Genomic DNA, 20,378 nt, shown 5'->3' with positions numbered 1-20,378 from the left:
CCGCGCCGGAAATGCGGTGATCAAGTCGGTGGATCCAGGTTTCTGCTGGCAAGACGCCGGTTCGCCCTCGTACTGGGTCGTACTTGGGCGAACCGGCAACGCCGCCAGCGGGAAGCTGGGCCGCCGAATTAGTTGCCTGATCTCCGGCGCGGGACACTAGGCAGTCGCCCCGGGCTCCGCCAACCCGTTCTCGCTACGCCGGCCTTCCGAGCAGTTCGGTCAGCACGACGCGGACCGGGAACGGGTCGTCGGCCTCGAAGGGTTCCTCCGCGTGGACGTAGGCCACTTCGCGGTAGCCGTCGGTGCCGGCGTCGAGGGCGTGGGCCAGCAGGGACGGGCGGGCCGGGTCGAGCACCCAGTAGTGGGGGACGCCCATGCGTGCGTAGGCGGCCTTCTTGTTGTTGAGGTCGTTGATGGTGGTGTTCGGGTCGACCACCTCGACCACCAGCTCCGGCGCGTCGAGCACGACCTCGCCGACGATGTCCTCGTCCCAGGCGACCTGGAGGTCCGGGCGCAGCTCGGTGTCCGGCGAGGTGCGGACGACATAGGGCGGCCAGAGCACGGCCAGCTCGTCGGGGCACACGTCGTCGAGCAGCTCGGCGAGCCGGACGAGTGCCCGCTGGTGCCGGCGCCCCGGCGGCGGGCTCACGATCAGGACACCGTCGATCAGCTCGTACGTGTTGCCGTCGTCCGGCATGAAGTCGAGATCATCGACCGTGAACGGCCTCCCCATGCCGCCATGGTGCACTGCTCACGTGCGTAACACCATCCTCAGCGCGGCAGGTGCCCTAATCGTTGACGAGTCGGGACGGGTCATGCTCGTGGAACCGAACTACAAGGACCACTGGGACATCCCGGGTGGCCTGATCGAGGTCGGCGAGACACCGTCGAAGGCGTGTGCCCGGGAGGTCGCCGAAGAGCTGGGCCTGACCCGCGAACCCGGCCGCCTGCTCGTCGTCGACTGGGCACCGCACCCGGAGTGGGGCGACCGCGTCCTGTTCGGCTTCGACGGCGGCGTCCTCACCCCGCCCGAGATCGACGCGATCCAGCTCCAGGCCGCGGAGCTGGACTCCTACGAGTTCCTGCCGCCCGACCGGGCACTAGACCGCCTGATCCCCCGGCTACGTCGCCGGGTCGCCGCCGCACTCCGTGCCCGGGCCGAGAACCGCACGCTGTACCTCGAGCACGGAGTCACCTACTAGCCCCGGGGGCTACTTCTTCTTGGCCTTCTCGGGGGACTCGTCGGTCGACAGTGCCGCGACGAAGGCTTCCTGGGGGACCTCGACGCGGCCCACCATCTTCATGCGCTTCTTGCCTTCCTTCTGCTTCTCCAGCAGCTTGCGCTTGCGGGTGATGTCACCGCCGTAGCACTTGGCGAGGACGTCCTTCCGCATGGCACGAACGGTTTCGCGGGCGATGACCCGTGCGCCGATGGCCGCCTGGATCGGGACCTCGAACTGCTGGCGGGGAATCAGCTCACGCAGCTTCGACGCCATCCTGGTGCCGTAGCCGTAGGCCGACTCGCGGTGGACGATCGCCGAGAACGCGTCCACCGGTTCGCCCTGCAGCAGGATGTCGACCTTCACCAGGTCGGCGGCCTGGTCACCCGTCGGCTCGTAGTCCAGCGACGCGTAGCCGCGGGTGCGGGACTTCAAGGTGTCGAAGAAGTCGAAGATGATCTCACCGAGCGGCATCGTGTAGCGCAGCTCGACACGGTCGCTCGACAGGTAGTCCATGCCGCCGAGCTGGCCGCGCCTGCTCTGGCACAGCTCCATGATCGCGCCGATGTAGTCGCTCGGCGCGATGATCGAGGTCTTCACCATCGGCTCGTAGACCTCGGCGATCTTGCCCTCCGGCCAGTCCGACGGGTTCGTCACCGTCACGTCGGCACCGCCGTCGTCGAGCACCACGCGGTAGACCACGTTCGGCGCCGTCGAGATCAGGTCGAGGCCGGCCTCCCGTTCCAACCGCTCCCGCACGATCTCCAGGTGCAGCAACCCGAGGAAGCCGCAGCGGAAGCCGAAGCCCAGCGCCGCCGAGGTCTCCGGCTCGTAGCTCAGCGCCGCGTCGTTCAGGCGCAGCTTGTCCAGTGCCTCACGCAGATCGGCGTAGTCCGATCCGTCCACCGGATACAGTCCCGAGTAGACCATCGGCCTCGGCTCGCGGTAGCCGGCCAGCGGCTCCGTCGCGCCACGCTTCTCGGCCGTGACCGTGTCGCCGACCTTCGACTGGCGGACGTCCTTCACACCCGTGATCAGGTAGCCGACCTCGCCGACCCCGAGGCCGCTGCTCGGCTTCGGCTCCGGCGAGATGATGCCCACCTCGAGCAGCTCGTGGGTCGCGCCCGTCGACATCATCCTGATGCGCTGCCGCGGCGTGATCTTGCCGTCCACGACACGGATGTAGGTGACCACACCCCGGTAGGTGTCGTACACCGAGTCGAAGATCATCGCCCGTGGCGGCGCGTCGTCGACGCCCACCGGCGCCGGCACCAGCCGCACGATCACGTCCAGCAGCTCACGCACGCCCTTGCCGGTCTTCGCCGAGACCCGCAGCACGTCGTCCGCCTCGCAGCCGACGATGTGCGCGATCTCCTCGGCGTACTTGTCCGGGTCGGCCGCGGGCAGGTCGATCTTGTTGAGAACGGGGATGATCGTGAGCTCGTTCTCCATCGCGAGGTACAGGTTCGCGAGGGTCTGTGCCTCGATGCCCTGCGCGGCGTCGACCAGCAGCACGGCGCCCTCGCACGCCTCGAGCGCCCGGGACACCTCGTAGGTGAAGTCCACGTGTCCCGGGGTGTCGATCATGTGCAGGACGTGGTCCTGGCCCTCGACCTGCCAAGGCAGGCGGACGTTCTGCGCCTTGATCGTGATGCCGCGTTCCCGCTCGATGTCCATGCGGTCCAGGTACTGCGCCCGCATCGCCCGCTCCTCGACCACGCCGGTGAGCTGCAGCATCCGGTCGGCAAGGGTCGACTTGCCGTGATCGATGTGCGCGATGATGCAGAAGTTCCTGATCAGCTCAGGATTCGTGAAGGTCGCGTCGGCGAAAGTCGTCACTCGGGTTCCTCGCGGTGTCTACGGATACGCCTATCGTCCCATGTGCCCGTGTGTGACCGGCGGTGCGACCTCAGCGGACCGGCAGGACCAGAGGTGTGCCGTCCCGTGGGTGTGGCAGGACCTCGACGTCGCGCTGGTACACGTCGGTCAACAACTCACTGGTCAGCACCGCCGTGGGGGACCCACACGCGCGCAGCCGGCCACCGGCGACCACCGCGATCCGGTCCGCGTGGGCGGCCGCCAGGTTGAGGTCGTGGAGCACCACGAGCACGCCCGCACCTGCCTTCGCGCGCGCGACCGCCACCCGCAACACCAGGTCCTGGTGACGCAGGTCGAGTGCCGCCGTCGGCTCGTCGAGCAGGAGGACGGGCGTGCGCTGCGCCAGGACGCGCGCGAGTGCCGCACGTGCCCGCTCACCGCCGGACAGCGTGCCGAAGGTCCGCTCCGCGAACTCCGTCACCTCCGTCTCCGCCATGGCCTCGGCCACGGCCGCCGTGTCTTCGTCGGGGCGCGCGAGCCCCGCCCACGGCGCACGCCCCATCTCCACCACCTGCGCCACGGTGAACGGAAACGCGACTGTCGTGTGCTGCGGCAGGACGGACCGCCACAACGCCAACTCCCTCGGCCGCCACCGCCCGACCGTCCGCCCGCCGATCGAGACTGTGCCAGAGCCCACCGACAAGTCCCCGGAAAGCAGGCTGAGCAGGGAGGACTTACCCGCACCGTTGGGCCCGACGACCGCGAGCACCTCCCCGGCGGCCAGGGTGAACGAGATGTCCCGAAGCACCTCCCGCCCACCCCGCGAGACCCCGGCCCCGGCCACGACCACCAACGCCTCACCACCCGAAGGCCACACCGGCGCCCGGCGACTCATACCCACCCCAGGATGCGTGCCGCGTTCGCCCGCCACGGGACGCGTGCCATGTTCGCCCACCCGAGGATGCGTGTCGCGTTCGCCCGCCACGGGATGCGTGCCGTGCTCGCCCACTCCAGGACGCGTGCCATGTTCGCCCACCATGGGACGCATGCCGTGCTCGCCCACCACGGGACGTGCGCCGGGCTCGCCCACCACGGGACCCATGCCGCGCTCGCCCACTCCGAACGTGCGCGAATGTCACTTTCGCTCGACCCGACCGGGTGAAAGTTATCCACAGCCCCCGCTGACCAGGGCTTTTGTCGCCCCCCGTCACCCCTCGCCGGTAGAATGGCAAGCGGGGTGGCCCCCGGGATCGGGTGGGGGCTGCCTGATCTCCATCCTGGGGCCGACTTTCTTGTTTTTGTTTTCGCAGGTCGGGCGTGGATGGCTTGGGCCGTGAGCGTGTGTGGCGTGTTCATGCCCACCCGCCCTGTCTGGCTCGCGTGCGGCGTAGCAGCCAGAAGAAGAACGGGCCACCCACGAGGGCGGTCAGCATCCCCAGTGGCAGCTCCGCGTTCTCCACCGCCGTGCGGGCCAACAGATCGGCGCTCACCAGCACCAGCGCCCCACCCAACGCGCTCGCGACCAGCAGCAACCGGTGTGCCGGTCCCGCCAGCATCCGGATCACGTGCGGCACCACCAACCCCACGAACCCCACGATCCCGGTGAACGCGACCGCCGCCCCCACCAGCAGCGCCACCGCGACCACCACCAGCAATCGCAGCCGTTCGACGTGCACTCCCAGATGCCTCGCCGGTCCCTCGCCCAGCGCCAGCAGGTCCAGCCGCCCCGCGACCGAACCCGCCATCACCAACCCGATCGCCGCCAGCGGGGTCACCGCCGACACCGCCTCCCAGGTCGCCCCGTTGAGACTCCCCAGCTGCCAGAACACGATCTGCTCCCGCGCCTGCGGATCGGCCACGAACGTCAGGAACGCGATCACCCCGAACGCGAACGCGTTCACCGCGATCCCCATCAGCACCAGCGTGACCACCTCGGTCCGCCCGCCCGACCGCGCCAGCAGGTACACCGCCATCGTCGTGCCGAGCCCGCCGACGAACGCCGCGACCGCCACCGTCAGGTTTCCCGCCACGGACACGCCGAACACGATCGCCGAGCACGCGCCCACCGCCGCGCCGGACGACACCCCGATCACCTGCTGCTCGGCGAGCGGGTTGCCGAACACCCCCTGCAGCAACGCACCCGCCACCCCCAGGCAGGCGCCCACCACCACCGCCAGCGTCACCCGTGGGAACCGCACCGCCCACAACGCGTTCTCCCCCTGCGGGTGCGTCGGCAGCGGGCCCAGCTCGAACCCCATGCGGTGCAGCACCGAGCCGAGCACCTCCAGCGGTGGGATCGCCACCTGCCCGCTGCCGGCCGCCACCAGAACCATCATCACCAGCGCGGCCGCCAGCACCACGAGCAACGGCCACCTAACCCTCATACAGCACCTTCGCGAGCGCCGTGATCGTCCGGCCCACGCGTGGCCCGAAGCTCAGCAGGTCCGTGTCCGCCACGTCGACGACTCGCCGCGACCGCCCCGCAGGCGTCTGCGCCATCCCGGGAATCCGCAGCAGCCCGTCCACCCCGCCGACCGACGCCAAACCCTCGGACAGCACGAGGATCACGTCCGGCCGCGCGTTCAGCAGCCCCTCGCTCGTGATCGGCACGAACGGCTTGTCCAGCCCGATGTCCGTGCCGACGTCGACCGCGCCGACGGCCTCGATCATCGCGTCGGCGCCGGAACCCGGCCCGGACATCAGGTACACGCCCGCCGAGCCCCGGACGTACAGGAACGTCAGCCGCGGCGGCGTGCCGTGCGGTGCCAGCGCACGCGCCAACCTGATCTCGCCGTCCACACCGGACACCAGCTTCTCGCCAGCGTCGCGCACGCCCAGAGCCGCCGCCACCGCGCGAATGTGGGACGGGACACCGGCCAGCGTCCGCGCGGGATCGAAGAACACGACCGGAATCCCGGCTTCCCGCAGCTGTTGCTGCACCTCCGGCGGCCCGATGCTCGTGTCGGTCAGCACCACCGTCGGGTCCAGGTCGAGGATGGCCTCCGCGTTGAGGTCGTGCCCTCCCGAGGTCACCACCGGCACGTGGACGGCACTGGGAAATCCGGTCGACGGGTCCCGGCCGACCACCCGGTCGCCGAGGCCGAGGCTGAACACGATCTCACCGAGCGTCCCGTACAGGTCGACCGCCACGATCCGGTCGACACTGGACACTCGAACGTCGGCGCCGTCGAAGGAACGCACGGTCACGGGCAGCGACGGCGACGGATCGGTGACGACCGGGTGCACGTCCTCGTCCGCGAGCCGGGCGGAGGCCGGACCGGACAGCGCCAACGCGGACGACGTCTCCCCGTTGTCGCCCGCACTGGTCGCGACCCCACCGCAACCCGCCAGGAGGAGTGCGGCGAGGAGCAGGATCAAACCTCGCACGAACCCACCCAGCCGACGCCCAGCGCCTTGCCCAGATCGTCGAAAACCCCTCGGTTGAGCCGAAACGCCTCGTTCGCCTCCGCCAGCAGGTTGCTCTGCTCAGCCGCGGCCCACGGCGCCGCGTCGAGCAGCGCGCGGTAGGAGTCCTTGAACGCCTTGGGTTTCGCGATTCCGTCGAACACGTAGAACCGCACGCCGTCGCCGGTGAGGCCGTACAGCGTGCGCAGCTTGTGCCGGATGATCTGCCCGCCGGACAGGTCGCCGAGGTAACGCGTGTAGTGGTGCGCGACGAAACCGCTGCGCGACGAGAAACACACCTGCCGCAGGCGGTCGACGTACCGGCTCGTCGCGGGCAGCGGCACCGCCACCTCCCGCCAATCGGGACCGGCGAGCCACGCGAGGTCGGCCTCCAGAGCGGCCAGCCGCAGCAACGCGTCCGACACGAACGGGCCCACCACCGCGTCGCCGCGCCAACGCTCGCCGGCCTCCTCGAGCACGCCGTAGAAGACGTAGGTCTGCCCGAGCATCGCCGCGTACGCGTTCCGGTCCAGCTCACCGCCCATCAACGCGACGACGAACGGCGCGGTCTCGGTCCGCTCGTGCTCGTCCCGCGTCGCGTCGCGCAGCCGGGCCGAGAGCGGCACCACCCCGGAATCGGTCATTGTCACCCGCGCTCTCCTACAGTTAGGCTCACCTAAGTAAAGCGAGCCTAACCTAATGATTGGCGACGGTTCTAGTGGCAAGTGGACGAATCATCGCGGTGCTGGTGGCCGCCTTCCTCGTCGCGACGGCGACCCCGGCGGCAGCAGTGCCGGCGATCACGGTGTCCAGGACCACCGGCCTGAACCCGGCCGGCGACACGATCACCGTCAGCGGGTCCGGTTACGACGTCGCCAAGGGCATCTACGTCGCCGTGTGCGTCGACAACGGTCCCGGCCGGACACCGACGCCGTGCCTCGGCGGCGCGGACACCAAGGGCGGCAACGGCGGCTCGAAGTGGATCTCGTCGAACCCGCCCAGCTACGGCAAGGGGCTGACCACGCCGTACGGGCCGGGCGGCACGTTCACCGTGACTCTGTCGGTGGTCGCCGTCGACCCGGTGACCGGCACGGACTGCACGAGAGTCAAGTGCGCGGCGGTCACGCGAGCCGACCACACCCGCACCTCCGACCGCTCGCAGGACGCGCGCGTGCCGCTCACCTTCGGCCTGCCACCCGCACCCACGACGACGACCACCGCCCCTCCGCCGCCACCGCCGACCACGACGACAACCACCACCGCCACGACGACCACAACAACGACCACAACAACGACCACGACGACGTCCGCCCTGGCCGTAGCGAGGACGGCCGCGCCGGCGGAACCGGACCGCTCCGGCTGGTGGCTGGCTGGCGGTGGCGCCGTGCTGCTGCTGGCCACGGTCGTCGTGCTCGTGACACGGCTCCGCAGACGTACCCGCTGACTGTCCGACCCCACCACGATCCCCACGGATGAAGGAGCAGTCAGCTCACCATGTCCACACGAACAAAGGCCAGACCGGCCGCCGCGGCGCTGGTCGTCGCGCTCGGGTTGCTCGCCGGGCCGTTCGTCGGCGCCGCCCAGGCGTCGACCGTCTCCGGCGGCTACCTCGACTGGGGCGTCAAACAGTCGTTCCGTAGCTACATCGCGGGCCCGATCGCGCACGGCACGATCACGACGAGCGACGGCGCGACGAAGAACGCGGACGGCACGTTCCGGTTCCCGGCCGCGACGTCCGGCACGGTCGACGCCGGCGAGGACACCGCCGGCCTGGCATTCACCGGCAAGGTCGAGTTCACCGGCCACGACGGCCTGCTGTACATGACGATCGAGGACATCCGGCTCTCGCTGACCGGCTCCGGTGGCACGCTCGTCGCCGACGTGGTCAGCAAGTCGCTGTCCTCCGGCGTGTTGACCACCTACGACGACGTCGAGTTCGCGACCCTCGCGGACACGGACCTGACCGGGACCGACACGGTCACCGGCACGAACGTCGGCGCGACGCTGACCGAGGACGGTTCGCCCGCGTTCGCCGGCTTCTACCCGGCGGGCACGGCACTCGACCCGCTGTCGTTCGCCGTGACCACCGCGCCGGATCCCGTGTGGACACCGGCGGTGAACGTCAGCAGGACGTCCGGCCTCGACCCGGCCGGTGAGTCGATCAATGTGACGGGCAACGGTTTCGACCCGGCGGCGAACGTCGGCACCCGGCCACCGCTCGCCGGCCGGCCGACCGGGGTCTACCTGGTGTTCGCGAAGATCGCGCAGCCGTGGCGGCCGTCGGAAGGGGCGCCGTCGAGCGCGCGGACCGTGCTGGACCAGAAGTGGGTGCTGCCGGCCGCGTCCCGTGCCGTGCTCGATCCCCCGGGCACGAACGCGGACTACGTGACTCTCGGTCCGGACGGCACCTTCTCGGCGACACTCGACGTGGCGGCGGTGACCGAGGGTGTCGCCGACTGTGCAGTCGACACCTGTGGAGTGATCACCTACGCGGCGGGCGGTGCGGTCAACGCGGCACACGAGACCTTCATCCCGCTGACGTTCGCCGCGACCGAACCCACCACCCCCATCACGCCCACGACACCGACAACGCCGACCTCGCCGGCCGGTGCGGTCACGAACGCGCGGTTGGACTGGGGCCTCAAGCAGTCGTTCCGGACCTACGTGCACGGCCCGATCGCACACGGCTCGTGGACCCTCGACGGGGTGACGGGCGAGTTCCGCTGGGAGACGGTGTCCTCCGCCGACTACGCGAACGGCGCCGGTGGGGTCGAGTTCGCCGGCGGGGTGCGGTTCACCGGCCACGACGGGCAGCTGGACCTGACGGTCTCCCAGCCGCGGGTGCGGTTCGCGAGCGGGAGCGCGGAGCTGCTGCTGGACGTGCGCAGCAGGAGCCTGGACACCGGCGAGTTCACCGAGCTGGACGACGTGGTTTTCGCGACGCTCGGCACGGCCGCGCCGGCGGTCGCCGACGGTGTGGTCACCTACGCCGCCCTCCCCGCGACCCTGACCGAACAGGGCGCGGCCGGGTTCGCGGGCTTCTACGAGGCAGGCACGGATCTGGACCCGGTGACGGTCACGATCGCACTGGACGGCGCCACCCTGCCGCCCGCGTCGGCGGGCACGCCGACCAACACGCCGACGACACCGGCCGCGGCACTCGCGCGGACGGGTTCCCCCGTCGCGCCACTGCTCGCGCTCGGGGCGTTGCTGCTGGTCGCGGGCGCGGGTCTGGTCCGGGCACGCCGCCGCGCCGCCTAACGGGTCGCGGCGAAGCGGGTCACGGCACCCGACCGCTCCAGGCGGTCGACACGCAGGCCCGCGTCCGTGAGCCACCGCTTCACGTCCGCCGTCGTTCCGCCGCGTCCGAACAACCCGACGCGGCGGAACGCGGCGATCGCGAGGTCCTGCCGCCAGCCGGCCCCGCGGACGATCGTGTCCCCGATCAACCGGCCGCCGGGCCGCAGGCACCGCGCCAGGTCACGCACCGCTAGCGCCGGGTCCGGCAGGCAGTGCAGGCCGTTGAAGCTCACGCACACGTCGAACTCGTTGTCCGGGAAGGGAAGCCGGGTGATGTCCGCCTCGACCGCCTCGACGCGCAGGCCCAGCCGCCGGGCCTGCCGGCGCGTGCGGTCGAGCATCACCGGGGAGATGTCCGCCGCCACGTACCGGACGTCCTGGTCCCGGCGCAGGCCACGCAACGCCACCCCGCCGCCGCACGGCACGTCGAGCACGGCCGTGCCGGCCGGCAGGACGCCGAGCGTGCGAATCGTCCGGTACAGCCCGCGGGTGTCAGTGCCCCAGAGCAACGCGCCGACCGGCCGCGACAGCCACTCCCGCTCGACCCCGTAGTCGTAGACGATCGCTTCGAGCTTCACCGTGGCCCAGTTCGACATGCGGTCCACGGTAGCCAGCCACGGCACCCGACACCCTGACGACTACTTCCAGCCGAGGTCCGTGAGGTCGACGACCGCGGTCGCGGTGTGCTTGTCGCCGGACTTCGGCGCCACGACGACCACTTCCTCGTCCTTGGCGACCGAGTCGATCTTGTCCGAGTCCGCGCGCACCTTGGTGTCGCCGTTGACCGTGTAGGACGTGGTGAAGCCGTCGCCGCTCTTCACGGTCACGCTCGTCGCGCCGACCTCGGTCACGGTGCCCTTCTGCACCAGCACGGTCTGCGTGCCGCCGCCCTCCTTGGCCAGCACGACCTCGCCGTGCAGGATGTCGGTCACGTCGGCGCCCGCGATGTCGTCCAGGCCACCAGAACCGCCAAAGCCACCGAAGCCGCCGAACGGCCCGCCGCGACCCGGACCGCCGTGACCCCACGGGCCACCGTGCCAGTCGTTGTCGTTCGGGGACGAGTCGGTCGTGGTCTGCGCGGCCGCCCGCACCTGGTTGTCGCCGGCCGCGGACGCGAGGCCGATGGCCCCCACGCTTGCCGCGCCGACCACCGCTATCGCGATTCCCGCCTGCCACAGATATTTCTTCGTCATGCACCCATGGTCGGCAAGTGGGCGGGGAAATACGTCGGACGTGCGAGGGGACTTGCGGTACGCGCGGCGCGGTAAGACCCACCGGCCGGCTACTCCCGCGGGAGTAGTCACGCCAGCCTGGTCACCTCGACCGACACCTCGATCGCGGTCGCCGCGCCGCCCGAGTACGTGCCCTTGAGCGGCGACACGTCCCCGTAGTCGCGCCCGATCGCCACCCAGATGTGCCGGGGCCCAACCTCGATGTCGTTGGTCGGGTCGAACCCCCACCAGCCGCCGGTCCACGCCGCGATCCACGCGTGGCTCTCGCCGTTGACCGTCTCACCGATACTCGCGTCCGGCTTGGTGTGCAGGTAGCCGGACACGTACCGGCCGGGGATGCCGATCGACCGGAGCATCAGCAGCGTGAGGTGGGCGTAGTCCTGGCACACGCCCTCGCGTGCCTGCCACGCGTCGACCGCCGACGAGTGCACGCCGGTGGTGCCGCGCTGGTAGGTCAGCTTGTCGTGCACCCACTCGGACACCGCGAGTACCGCGTCCACCGGCCGCCGCCCCTTGCGCAGGCTGCGGGCGACCGCCGCCAGCTCCCGGTCCCGCGGCACGTACGCCGTCGACTCCAGGTACTCGGCGTACCGGTCGATGACCTCCGGTGAGCGCAGCTCCGCCCAGCCGACCCCGTCGACCGGCGTGCCGGCGTCGCCGGTCTCCACCACGGACGAGGAGACGATCTTCAGCTCGGTGTGCGGCGCGTGCAGGTCGAACGCGGTGACCTCGGTGCCCCAGTAGTCGGTGTAGCGGTAGGAGCGGGTGGCCGGCGTGGTCACGACCCGGCCCACGACGAGGTTCTGCCAGCGGTTGCTCCGCGGCGTGAGCCGAGCCTCGTTGTAGGACTGGGTGACCGGTGAGGAGTACTGGTAGCCGGTGGTGTGGACGACCCTGACACGCCAGTTCACGACGCCACCTCACCCGCGGCGCGGTGCCGGAAAGCTCCACTCACAGCGACACCCCCGCGTTCGTCCACGCCACCCACGGCACGGAGTGGAAGTACTGCAGTGCGACGGCCTCGCCCACGTCACGCACGGTCCTCTGCAGTGCGTTGAGCCGTCCGGTGAGCCCGTCGAGCAGCTCGTCGGACCGCAGGAACTCCAGGTCGCTGCGGGCCTTGCCGAGCAGCCGGATCGCCTCCGCCTTCGCGCCGACGCGGGCGGTCGGGCGCAGGTCGAGCTGTTCGAGGCACGCCTCGGCCTGCCGCAGCGCGTAGAACACCGAACGCGGGAAAAGCCGGTCCAGCAACAGGAACTGCACGACACGCGCGCTGTCGAGGGCGCCGCGGTAGGTGCGGAGGTAGGTGTCGTGCGCGCCCGCGGACCGCAACACGGTCACCCAGCCGGGCGAGGACGGCTTGTCCCCCACCCGGGACAGCAGCAACCGCACGATCATGTCGACACGTTCCACGGACCGGCCGAGCACGAGGAACCGCCAGCCGTCGTCGCGGCTCAGCGTCGAGTCCGCGAGCCCGGCGAACATGGCGGCCCGCTCCTCGACGAACGAGAAGAACTCGTGCGGGCCAAGACGTTTCGCGGCCCGCTGGCGGTCTGGCACCGCGTTCCACATGGCGTTGACGCACTCCCACAGCTCGGTCGACACGACCTCCCTGGCGACGCGGGCGTTCTCCCGCGCACTGGAGATCGACGACACGATCGAGCCGGCGTGGTCACGCGAGAAGGCGACGAGGTCGGTGAGCGGCCGCACGTCGAGGGGCTGTCCGTCCGGCGGGGTGATGCCGAGGACGGCGAGCAGCTGGCGGCTGGTCGCGTCGGCGTCCACGGTCGCGTCCTCGAGCAGGTGGTGGACGGACACGTCGAGGATGCGTGCGGTGTCGTCGGCCCGCTCGACGTAGCGGCCGATCCAGTACAGCGACTCCGCGTTACGGGCGAGCACGGTCCACCCCCTGTTGCTGTTGCTGCTGTTGCTGCTGGCCGGGGGTCAGCTCGGGCCCGAGCTCCGGCGCGGCCTCCGGGACGGTCTCGCTGTGGGCCTCGCCGAGGCTGGCGCCGGACAGCTCGGCGTCCTGGGTGGACGAACGGGCCGCGAGCACCCAGGTGTCCTTGGAACCGCCGCCCTGCGAGGAGTTCACGATCAGGCTGCCCTCCGGGATCGCGACCCTGGTGAGCCCGCCGGGCAGCACGAACACGGAGTTCCCGTCGTTGACCGCGAACGGCCGCAGGTCGACGTGCCGGGGCCGCAACCGCTGCCCCACCTTCGTCGGCACGGTCGACAGCTGCACCACGGGCTGCGCGATCCAGCCGCGTGGATGGGCCCTGATCCGGCGGCGCAGCGCGGCCAGCTCGCGGCTGTTCGCGTTCGGGCCGAAGACGATGCCGTAGCCGCCGGACCCCTCGACCGGCTTGACGACCAGCTCGGCCATCCGGTCCATGACCTGCTCCTGCTCGTCACGCAGCCAGCAGCGGAAGGTGTCCACATTGGGCAGGAGCATGCTCTCGCCCAGGTAGTACTTGAGGATGTCCGGCAGGTAGGTGTAGACGAGCTTGTCGTCGGCGACGCCGTTGCCGACCGCGTTCGCGATGACGATGTTGCCGGCGCGGGCGGCGTTGAGCAGGCCGGCGACGCCGAGCACTGAGTCGGGCCGGAACTGCACGGGGTCGAGGTACTCGTCGTCGATGCGCCGGTAGATCACGTCGACGACACGCTCGCCCTGGGTGGTGCGCATGTAGACGGTGTTGTCACGGCAGAAGAGGTCACGGCCCTCGACCAGCTCGACCCCCATCTGGCGGGCGAGCAGCGAGTGTTCGAAGTAGGCGGAGTTGTAGACGCCCGGGGTGAGCACGACGACGTTGGGGTCGGCGACGTTGGCCGCCGCGGCCGCCCGGAGTGCCCGCAGGAGGTGGACGGCGTAGTCGCCGACCGGCCGCACCCGGTGCTTGGCGAACAGGTCGGGGAACACCCGCGCCATGGTCCGGCGGTTCTCCATCACGTACGACACGCCTGACGGGCTGCGGAGGTTGTCCTCCAGGACACGGAACACCCCGTCCTCGTCCCGCACGACGTCGACCCCGGCGACGTGGATGCGCACGCCGTTGGGCGGGGCGAGGCGGGAGGCCTGCCGGTGGAAGTGGGCGCAGGAGGTGATCAGCCGCTTGGGCAGCACCCCGTCACGGACGATCTGCTGGTCGCCGTAGATGTCGGTGAGGAACGCCTCGAGTGCGTTGACTCGCTGCACGATCCCGCGCTCCAGCCGCGCCCACTCGCTCGCGGCGATCACCCGCGGGATGAGGTCGAGCGGGAACGGCCGTTCCTGACCCGACAGCGAGAACGTGATCCCCTGGTCGACGAGTGCCCGGTCGAGTGCCTCGGCCCGCGCGCCGAGCTCGGCGGGCGCGGATCTGTTGAGCTGGTCGTGGAGTCGCCGGTAGGCCTGCCGAACCGTCCCGTCACCGGCGAACATCTCGTCGTAGGCGTCGGCATGCGGCCGCTTCGGGTCGAGGTAGCCGTCGAACAGCCCGGCGGGTGCCCTGCGCGCACGGGTTGATCTCTCCATCAGCAGAAACTACTCAGCGGACGGCGATCGCCGCCACCCCCGCGGTGTTAACGCGCCCCGCGACGCCGACAGTTTCGCTAGGCCGCCTTCGCCACCTGGGCAAGCAACTCCGGGCCCCGGGTGCTGAGCCGCCGGACCGCGATGCCGCCCCACCACCAGAAGAACAGGACCCCGAGGGCGATCCCGACCGGCACACCGAGCCACTGCAGGACGGGTTGGTCCAGCAGTTCCCCGGCGAGCACGACGGCGACCACCGGCAGCACCGCGACGGCGAGCAGAAGCGTGATCCCGATCTGTGTCAGGCCACGCGCCAGCCCCGGACTGCTGCCGGCCGCGAAGGGACTCGCCTTCTGGTCCGGTACTGCGTAGGCGGTGAACACGGAGAGGACGACCACGAGCCCGGCGCCGCCGCCGAGCAGTGCCGGCGTCAGCCCGAGGACCCACGGGTAGGCGGCCGGATTGCCGAGCGCGGGCATGAGGAACGCGAACAGCAGTGTCACGGGCCCGACGATCATGAGCCAGGCCAGTTGGCGGCCACGTATGTCGACCACCTCGGCACCCGGTATGACCAGCGTGTGCCACATCGAGCTGCCGTCCATGCCGTAGAGGTTGCCGGCGAGCAGGGCGCCGAACACCACCACGGTCAGGCCCCCGAAGGGCTCCGGACCGTCGTCGCCCCCTGACAGCATCGGCCCGAAGGACGTGATCAACGCGACGACGAGCATCGAAAGCAGGGCGACCCGCCGCCGAACGTCGCGAACCCAGGTCCGGAGCTCCTTGTTGACCACCGCGCCGAGCCGCGTCCGACTGCCGAAGGCACGCTTGCGCACGGCCCCGGCGACGGCCGAGACCCGGGTGTTGCGGCGCGCCAACAACGTGCCCCACACAACGAGCAGCAGGAGGTTCAACGCGGCGAGCCCCACGAGGCAGGCGACCGCCAGCACCCAGGAGGAGGAGACCGCGACCGTCCCCCACCCGGACGGCAACGACCGCAGGACGGTGGAGAGTACCGGGGAGTCACCGGACACGAGCGCCGGCCCGAACGCGCGGACGAGCAGCTGAACGAGGAACCCGGACATGCCAACGAGGGCGGTGAGGAGAATCCCGAGGTCCCGCCCACGCCGCGACCGCAGCGCGGCACCGAGAGCCGCAATGGTGACCCGCGAGAGCAGAACGACGAAGATCAGCTGAAGCGGCAGCGCGACGAGCGCCACCAGGGTGTGCGGTCCGCCGGCATGCAGCACCAACCCCAGAAAGGCGACGGCGGTGACGACGGCGGGCACCCCGACGAAGGCGGCGCCGAGCAGCCCGGCGGCGAGCTGCCGAGGCGAGAGCGGCAGGAGAGCGAAGTGCTCCGCCCGCAACGTCTCGTCGCCACCACTGGTGAGCACGGGCGCGAACACCCACCCGACCGTCCACATGAGATAGACGGCGGCAAGCACATCGGTCCCGACCCCGGGCTCGTCAAAGTCCGAAACGGCGGCAAGCAAGGTGACCCCGGCGGCGACCAACCCGGCGAGCAGCCCCACCACGGTGAGCCCAGCCTGCTTACCCCGCAACGAATGCCGCAACACCCGCCACCGCATCCGAATCAGGACACCAACCACGCCAACCCCTCCCCACCAAGGAGAAGCCAATTTTTTCCAACCACCGCCCCGAGATGGTTGAGCAGGCAGCCCCCACCCGATCCCGGGGGCACCCCGCTTGCCAGTCTACCGGTGGGGGGTGACAAAACCCCTGGTCGGCGACGGCTGTGGATGACTTTCACTCGATGGGTCCGGGCGAAAGTCACATTCGCGCTCGACGCCCTCGTCTGGTCGGCCTCCCGCCACCGTGAGTACGCCTGACTCGCACCCTGGGACCCCCAGTTATCCACAGGCGAACGCCGTCGCGTCAGGACGCGAGCCACGACAGGCCCTCCCCGCCGCCGGTCCGTCCGCCGACGATGTGGACGAACGCCTCCTCCAGGCTCGTCGCGCCGCGCACCACCTCCACCGGGCCGGCCGCGACCACCCGCCCGCGGGTGATCACCGCGACGTGCGTGCACAGCTGCTCCACCAACGCCATCACGTGACTCGACAGCACGACCGCCCCGCCCGAGGCCACGAACCGCTGCAGGATCGTGCGGATCGTCGACGCCGACACCGGGTCGACCGCCTCGAACGGCTCGTCGAGCACCAGCAGGCGCGGCGCGTGCAGCAACGCCATGGCGAGCCCGATCTTCTTGCGCATGCCCGCCGAGTAGTCGATCACCAGCTTGTGCTGCGCGTCGGCCAGCTCCAGCACGTTCAACAACTCGTCGGCACGTGCGGTGACCGTCGCGGCCGGCAGACCTCGCAGCAGACCCATGTAGGTGAGCAACTCCCGCCCGGTCAGCCGTTCTGGCATCGACAACCCGTCAGGCAACACCCCGATCAGCGCCTTCGCCCGCGTCGGGTCGGCCCACACGTCGACGTCGAAGATCGTCGCGGTGCCGCCGTCCGGTCGCAGCAGCCCGACGGCCATCGACAGTGACGTGGTCTTGCCGGCGCCGTTCGGACCGACCAGACCGAAGAACGATCCGGCCGGCACCTCCAGGTCGACGTGGTCCACCGCGATGGTCGGGCCGAACCGCTTGTAGAGCCGGGAGAGCCGCAAAGCCGTCATGTCTCGATGATGCCCTTCACCCATGGGACTTGACAGTACGGTAAAGTGATATCACTTTGCTAGATGTGTGCCTCTGAGGGGAAGCGCCATGAACACCGAACTCACCATCGACGCCCCGACCATGCCGGCGCCGCACGTCCGCGAGCGTGTCGCGTTCGGCAGCTCCGGCCTGCCCGTGCTGGGCCTGGTGGTACTCGTCTACCTCGCGTCGATCACGCTCACGGTGCTCGGCGCGCTGGGGTTGGCCGACCCGGACAGCGGCCCCCGTACTCCGGGTGTAGTGCTGCTGGCGATCGGCGGGGTCCTGCTCGTGGCGGGCCTGGTCCTCAACGGTGGGCTGATCATGGTGGCGCCCGGCGAGGCACGGGTCGTGCAGTTCCTCGGCAGCTACGTCGGCACCGTGCGGGCCGACGGCCTGCGGTGGATCAACCCGTTCACGCTCCGGCGGCGCGTCTCGACCAGGATCCGCAACCACGAGACCGCGGTGACCAAGGTCAACGACGCGGACGGCAACCCGATCGAGATCGCGGCCGTGGTGGTGTGGCGGATCACCGACACCGCCCGCGCGATGTTCGAGGTCGACGACTACGACGAGTTCGTGAACATCCAGGCCGAGACCGCCGTCCGGCACATCGCGACCAGCTACCCGTACGACGCGCACGGCGTGGAGCCGCTGTCCCTGCGGGAGAACGCGTCGGAGATCACCGAGAAACTGTCGGCCGAGATCGCGGCCCGCGTCGAGGCGGCGGGCGTCGAGGTGATCGAGTCCCGCATCACGCACCTGGCGTACGCGCCGGAGATCGCGGGTGCGATGCTGCGGCGGCAGCAGGCGAGCGCGGTGGTCGCGGCGCGGCAGCGGATCGTGGAGGGCGCGGTCGGCATGGTGCAGGCGGCGCTGCAGGCGCTGTCCGAGCAGGACGTGGTGGACCTGGACGAGGAGCGCAAGGCGACGATGGTCAGCAACCTGCTGGTCGTGCTGTGTTCGGACCGGGAGACCCAGCCCGTCGTGAACGCCGGCTCGCTCTACTGAGTCGCCGTGCCGGAACGCAAGAAGGTCCTCCTCCGCCTCGACCCGGCGATCCACGACGCCGTGGCCCGCTGGGCCGGAGACGAGCTGCGCAGCACGAACGCGCAGATCGAGTTCCTTCTGCGCCGGGCGTTGGCGCAGGCGGGACGGCTGCCGAACGACGCGGGCAGGATGCCGCGGCGAGGGCGTCCCCCTAGGGAAGAAACCGGAAGCGAAGAGGGCGACGAGGCGGGCACCCTGGAGCTGTGAACGTTTCCGACGCCCGTGAGCTGGCCCGTGCCCTCAAGGAGCTCTTCGAGTCCGCGCAGCAGACACTGCACGACGCCGCCGACTCGCCACTGGTCGAGCGGATCACCGCGCACCTCGGCTGCCCGCTGACCGAGATCCCGAACGTCGCACTGCACCTGCCGCACTTCGAGCACGTCAACCTGCAGCGCGGCGTGGACGCCTACCTGGCGAAGCACACCCCGGACGCGGCATGGTTCGGCATCGCCGGCAACAAGGGCTTCCTCGCGGTGACCGACATGCTGGCCGAGGCCATCACCGGCAGCGCGTACAGCGGCACGTACCAGCTCGGCGCGGTCGACTACACGACGGTGTCGACGGGCCCGGCGACGTCGACCGAGGCCGTGCAGCTCGGCCTGGTGTGCACGTCCGCGCCGGACGGAACGCCGGTGGTGCTGGCCGTGCAGGGCGCACAGGAGGACCACGGCGAGGAACGCTGCCACCTGATCCTGCTGGCCGCCGACCGCAGGACGGCCGCGACGGTCCGCGACGAGATCGAGCGGTCAAGCAAAGGTCATGACGTGTTCCGCGGCCAGGTGCTGTCGTTCGGGATCAGTGAGCACCGCGGTAACCAGCTGCTGACGTTCCTGCCCCGCCCGTCGCTCCAGGCGTCGGACGTGGTGCTCCCGGACGGCGTGCTGACCATGATCGAACGGCACGTGGTACGCAGCGCGAAGCAGACCGAGGCACTGCGGTCCCACGGGCAGCACCTGAAGCGGGGCCTGCTGTTGTACGGGGCACCGGGCACCGGCAAGACCCACACGGTCCGGTACCTCCTGAGCAGCCTGGCGGAGTGCACGGTGTTCGTGCTGAGCGGCGTGGCGATGTTCCGGCACCTGCGTGCGACGACGGCGCTGGCGAGGCGGCTGGCGCCGTCGGTGATCGTGGTGGAGGACGTGGACCTGATCGCGCAGGACCGCTCGTACTCCCCGGACGGCAACCCGGTCCTGTATGAGTTGCTCAATGAGATGGACGGCATCGGCTCAGAGGCGGATGTCACGTTCGTACTGACGACCAACCGCGTCGAGGTGATGGAACAGGCGCTGACGCAGCGGCCAGGCCGCATCGACCTGGCGGTCGAGGTACCGAAGCCGGACGCCGAGTGCCGAGAGCGCCTGCTGCGGCTGTACGCGGCGGGCACCCCAATGGACCTCCCGTCCGCCGAACAGGTCGTCGACGCGACGGAAGGCGTGACGGCGTCGTTCATCAAGGAGCTGGTGCGACGGGCGGTACTACGCCACATCGACGAGGGCGGCGCCTTCGACGAGCGGATCGTCCACGCGGCCCTGGCGGAGCTGACGGCGGAGCGTCAGGCCCTGACGAGGAACATCCTGGGTGGCTGACAGGGGCGTGGTCACCCACTGTTAAGCTGTCGCAGGTCGTGCCCGTGTGGCATTCCGCCCAGGAGGAAACTCGCGTTCTCGCGGGGCCACCCGAATGCGCGCACGACCTTCCGTGATCGACATCGAGGAGCAGTTCAACGTGGCGAACATCAAGTCCCAGATCAAGCGGATCAAGACGAACGAGAAGGCGCGCCTGCGCAACAAGTCCGTCAAGTCCTCGGTGAAGACCGCGATCCGCAAGTTCCGCGAGGCCGCCGACTCCGGCGACCAGACCAAGGCCGCGGAGCTGCTGCGTGAGGCCAGCCGCAAGCTCGACAAGGCCGCGAGCAAGGGCGTGATCCACGCCAACCAGGCGGCGAACAAGAAGTCCGCCATGGCCAAGCGGGCAAACCAGATCTGAACCTGACCTTCCAGAAAGGGCGCGCCGGAGCAACCGGCGCGCCCTTTCTGCATTCAATGCCTACAAAGCGCGGTCCCAACGCTTGTCCTCCGCCACGCCCCTTCTCCGCCACGCCCCGCCCCGCCCGACCCAACGAGTTCAACCGCCCTTGCCAACGCATCCCCTGACAAGCCCTAACCACGCCA

Annotated in this window: 21 protein-coding genes; 8 read left to right on the top strand and 13 right to left on the bottom strand. The window is 70.2% G+C overall.

The features are described 5' to 3' along the window. Window positions 1-193: 193 nt before the first annotated feature. Window positions 194-733 (bottom strand): Uma2 family endonuclease, encoded by a 540-nt coding sequence (locus VET29_RS06775; RefSeq protein ID WP_324916094.1) that lies wholly within the window; start codon window positions 731-733, stop codon window positions 194-196. On the opposite strand from VET29_RS06775, the gene VET29_RS06770 reads away from it, so the two are divergent. Continuing rightward, window positions 696-1,202, top strand: coding sequence for an NUDIX hydrolase (locus tag VET29_RS06770; RefSeq protein ID WP_324916091.1), 507 nt, complete (start codon window positions 696-698; stop codon window positions 1,200-1,202). The genes VET29_RS06775 and VET29_RS06770 overlap by 38 nt on opposite strands. A gap of 9 nt (window positions 1,203-1,211) precedes the next feature. On the opposite strand, the gene lepA is transcribed toward VET29_RS06770, so the two are convergent. Together lepA and VET29_RS06760 are read right to left on the bottom strand one after the other, a co-directional pair. Continuing rightward, window positions 1,212-3,059 (bottom strand): translation elongation factor 4, encoded by a 1,848-nt coding sequence (lepA, locus tag VET29_RS06765; RefSeq protein ID WP_324916089.1) that lies wholly within the window; start codon window positions 3,057-3,059, stop codon window positions 1,212-1,214. A gap of 70 nt (window positions 3,060-3,129) precedes the next feature. Then, a complete protein-coding gene (locus VET29_RS06760) occupies window positions 3,130-3,933 on the bottom strand; it encodes a heme ABC transporter ATP-binding protein (protein WP_324916085.1) in 804 nt (267 codons plus the stop codon). Window positions 3,934-3,945: 12 nt separating this feature from the next. On the opposite strand from VET29_RS06760, the gene VET29_RS06755 reads away from it, so the two are divergent. Continuing rightward, window positions 3,946-4,200 carry a hypothetical protein gene (locus tag VET29_RS06755; protein WP_324916081.1) on the top strand — a complete coding sequence of 85 codons (255 nt, stop codon included), beginning with the start codon at window positions 3,946-3,948 and terminating at the stop codon, window positions 4,198-4,200. A 190-nt stretch (window positions 4,201-4,390) separates the two neighbouring features. Here the strand turns inward: VET29_RS06755 and VET29_RS06750 are convergent, their stop codons facing one another. Genes VET29_RS06750 through VET29_RS06740 form a run of 3 tightly spaced genes read right to left on the bottom strand, consistent with a single transcriptional unit; the run spans window position 4,391 to window position 7,087 of the window. Continuing rightward, complete coding sequence (locus VET29_RS06750; protein WP_324916077.1) at window positions 4,391-5,422, bottom strand: iron ABC transporter permease; 1,032 nt, start codon at window positions 5,420-5,422, stop codon at window positions 4,391-4,393. Beyond that, window positions 5,412-6,425 (bottom strand): heme/hemin ABC transporter substrate-binding protein, encoded by a 1,014-nt coding sequence (locus VET29_RS06745; protein ID WP_324916073.1) that lies wholly within the window; start codon window positions 6,423-6,425, stop codon window positions 5,412-5,414. Before VET29_RS06745 ends, VET29_RS06750 begins: the two co-directional genes overlap by 11 nt. Then, complete coding sequence (locus VET29_RS06740) at window positions 6,413-7,087, bottom strand: biliverdin-producing heme oxygenase (protein WP_324916098.1); 675 nt, start codon at window positions 7,085-7,087, stop codon at window positions 6,413-6,415. Before VET29_RS06740 ends, VET29_RS06745 begins: the two co-directional genes overlap by 13 nt. A 74-nt stretch (window positions 7,088-7,161) precedes the next feature. Here VET29_RS06740 and VET29_RS06735 point away from each other — a divergent pair, with 74 nt between their 5' ends. Continuing rightward, window positions 7,162-7,887, top strand: a complete 726-nt coding sequence (locus VET29_RS06735) for a hypothetical protein (protein WP_324916069.1) — start codon at window positions 7,162-7,164, stop codon at window positions 7,885-7,887. A gap of 50 nt (window positions 7,888-7,937) precedes the next feature. Continuing rightward, on the top strand, window positions 7,938-9,704 hold the full coding sequence (locus VET29_RS06730; RefSeq protein WP_324916065.1) for an HtaA domain-containing protein: 1,767 nt from the start codon (window positions 7,938-7,940) through the stop codon (window positions 9,702-9,704). On the opposite strand, the gene VET29_RS06725 is transcribed toward VET29_RS06730, so the two are convergent. The 7 genes from VET29_RS06725 to VET29_RS06695 all read right to left on the bottom strand — a co-directional run bounded on the left by VET29_RS06725 (window position 9,701) and on the right by VET29_RS06695 (window position 17,138). Continuing rightward, the gene (locus VET29_RS06725) at window positions 9,701-10,339 is read right to left on the bottom strand and encodes a class I SAM-dependent methyltransferase (RefSeq protein ID WP_324916060.1); all 639 of its coding nucleotides are present in this window, start codon (window positions 10,337-10,339) and stop codon (window positions 9,701-9,703) included. The genes VET29_RS06730 and VET29_RS06725 overlap by 4 nt on opposite strands. A 42-nt stretch (window positions 10,340-10,381) precedes the next feature. Next, on the bottom strand, window positions 10,382-10,936 hold the full coding sequence (locus tag VET29_RS06720; RefSeq protein WP_324916055.1) for a hypothetical protein: 555 nt from the start codon (window positions 10,934-10,936) through the stop codon (window positions 10,382-10,384). 107 nt (window positions 10,937-11,043) lie between these two features. After that, window positions 11,044-11,886, bottom strand: coding sequence for a transglutaminase family protein (locus tag VET29_RS06715; protein WP_324916051.1), 843 nt, complete (start codon window positions 11,884-11,886; stop codon window positions 11,044-11,046). A 40-nt stretch (window positions 11,887-11,926) separates the two neighbouring features. Beyond that, a complete protein-coding gene (locus VET29_RS06710) occupies window positions 11,927-12,874 on the bottom strand; it encodes an alpha-E domain-containing protein (RefSeq protein WP_324916048.1) in 948 nt (315 codons plus the stop codon). Beyond that, entirely contained in the window at window positions 12,861-14,492 is a 1,632-nt protein-coding gene (locus VET29_RS06705) for a circularly permuted type 2 ATP-grasp protein (protein ID WP_324916044.1), read from the bottom strand. Before VET29_RS06705 ends, VET29_RS06710 begins: the two co-directional genes overlap by 14 nt. Window positions 14,493-14,569: 77 nt before the next feature. Further along, a complete protein-coding gene (locus VET29_RS06700) occupies window positions 14,570-16,099 on the bottom strand; it encodes a hypothetical protein (RefSeq protein WP_324916042.1) in 1,530 nt (509 codons plus the stop codon). A 286-nt stretch (window positions 16,100-16,385) separates the two neighbouring features. After that, window positions 16,386-17,138 (bottom strand): ABC transporter ATP-binding protein, encoded by a 753-nt coding sequence (locus VET29_RS06695; protein ID WP_324916040.1) that lies wholly within the window; start codon window positions 17,136-17,138, stop codon window positions 16,386-16,388. A gap of 88 nt (window positions 17,139-17,226) precedes the next feature. Here VET29_RS06695 and VET29_RS06690 point away from each other — a divergent pair, with 88 nt between their 5' ends. The 4 genes from VET29_RS06690 to rpsT all read left to right on the top strand — a co-directional run bounded on the left by VET29_RS06690 (window position 17,227) and on the right by rpsT (window position 20,193). After that, the gene (locus VET29_RS06690) at window positions 17,227-18,168 is read left to right on the top strand and encodes an SPFH domain-containing protein (RefSeq protein ID WP_324916038.1); all 942 of its coding nucleotides are present in this window, start codon (window positions 17,227-17,229) and stop codon (window positions 18,166-18,168) included. Window positions 18,169-18,174: 6 nt separating this feature from the next. After that, on the top strand, window positions 18,175-18,414 hold the full coding sequence (locus tag VET29_RS06685; protein ID WP_324916036.1) for a hypothetical protein: 240 nt from the start codon (window positions 18,175-18,177) through the stop codon (window positions 18,412-18,414). Further along, a complete protein-coding gene (locus tag VET29_RS06680) occupies window positions 18,411-19,793 on the top strand; it encodes an ATP-binding protein (protein ID WP_324916034.1) in 1,383 nt (460 codons plus the stop codon). The genes VET29_RS06685 and VET29_RS06680 overlap by 4 nt, the downstream gene beginning before the upstream one ends. 139 nt (window positions 19,794-19,932) lie before the next feature. Then, window positions 19,933-20,193 (top strand): 30S ribosomal protein S20, encoded by a 261-nt coding sequence (rpsT, locus tag VET29_RS06675; protein WP_324916096.1) that lies wholly within the window; start codon window positions 19,933-19,935, stop codon window positions 20,191-20,193. Window positions 20,194-20,378: the final 185 nt, after the last annotated feature.

This window comes from Actinophytocola sp. (assembly GCF_035634895.1).
Classification (GTDB): domain Bacteria; phylum Actinomycetota; class Actinomycetes; order Mycobacteriales; family Pseudonocardiaceae; genus Actinophytocola.
The sequence above is the reverse complement of the archived record's forward strand: the minus strand, read 5'-3'. Positions and strand labels throughout refer to the sequence as shown.

Excerpts from the sequence above, each read along its gene's own strand:
- VET29_RS06750 (WP_324916077.1), bottom strand. The coding sequence starts at position 5,422 with ATGAGGGTTAGGTGGCCGTTGCTCGTGGTGCTGGCGGCCGCGCTGGTG.
- VET29_RS06770 (WP_324916091.1), top strand. The coding sequence starts at position 696 with ATGAAGTCGAGATCATCGACCGTGAACGGCCTCCCCATGCCGCCATGG.
- VET29_RS06695 (WP_324916040.1), bottom strand. The coding sequence starts at position 17,138 with ATGACGGCTTTGCGGCTCTCCCGGCTCTACAAGCGGTTCGGCCCGACC.
- VET29_RS06725 (WP_324916060.1), bottom strand. The coding sequence starts at position 10,339 with ATGTCGAACTGGGCCACGGTGAAGCTCGAAGCGATCGTCTACGACTAC.
- VET29_RS06760 (WP_324916085.1), bottom strand. The coding sequence starts at position 3,933 with ATGAGTCGCCGGGCGCCGGTGTGGCCTTCGGGTGGTGAGGCGTTGGTG.
- VET29_RS06705 (WP_324916044.1), bottom strand. The coding sequence starts at position 14,492 with ATGGAGAGATCAACCCGTGCGCGCAGGGCACCCGCCGGGCTGTTCGAC.
- VET29_RS06755 (WP_324916081.1), top strand. The coding sequence starts at position 3,946 with ATGCGTGCCGCGTTCGCCCGCCACGGGACGCGTGCCATGTTCGCCCAC.
- VET29_RS06690 (WP_324916038.1), top strand. The coding sequence starts at position 17,227 with ATGAACACCGAACTCACCATCGACGCCCCGACCATGCCGGCGCCGCAC.
- VET29_RS06740 (WP_324916098.1), bottom strand. The coding sequence starts at position 7,087 with ATGACCGATTCCGGGGTGGTGCCGCTCTCGGCCCGGCTGCGCGACGCG.
- VET29_RS06775 (WP_324916094.1), bottom strand. The coding sequence starts at position 733 with ATGGGGAGGCCGTTCACGGTCGATGATCTCGACTTCATGCCGGACGAC.
- VET29_RS06720 (WP_324916055.1), bottom strand. The coding sequence starts at position 10,936 with ATGACGAAGAAATATCTGTGGCAGGCGGGAATCGCGATAGCGGTGGTC.
- VET29_RS06730 (WP_324916065.1), top strand. The coding sequence starts at position 7,938 with ATGTCCACACGAACAAAGGCCAGACCGGCCGCCGCGGCGCTGGTCGTC.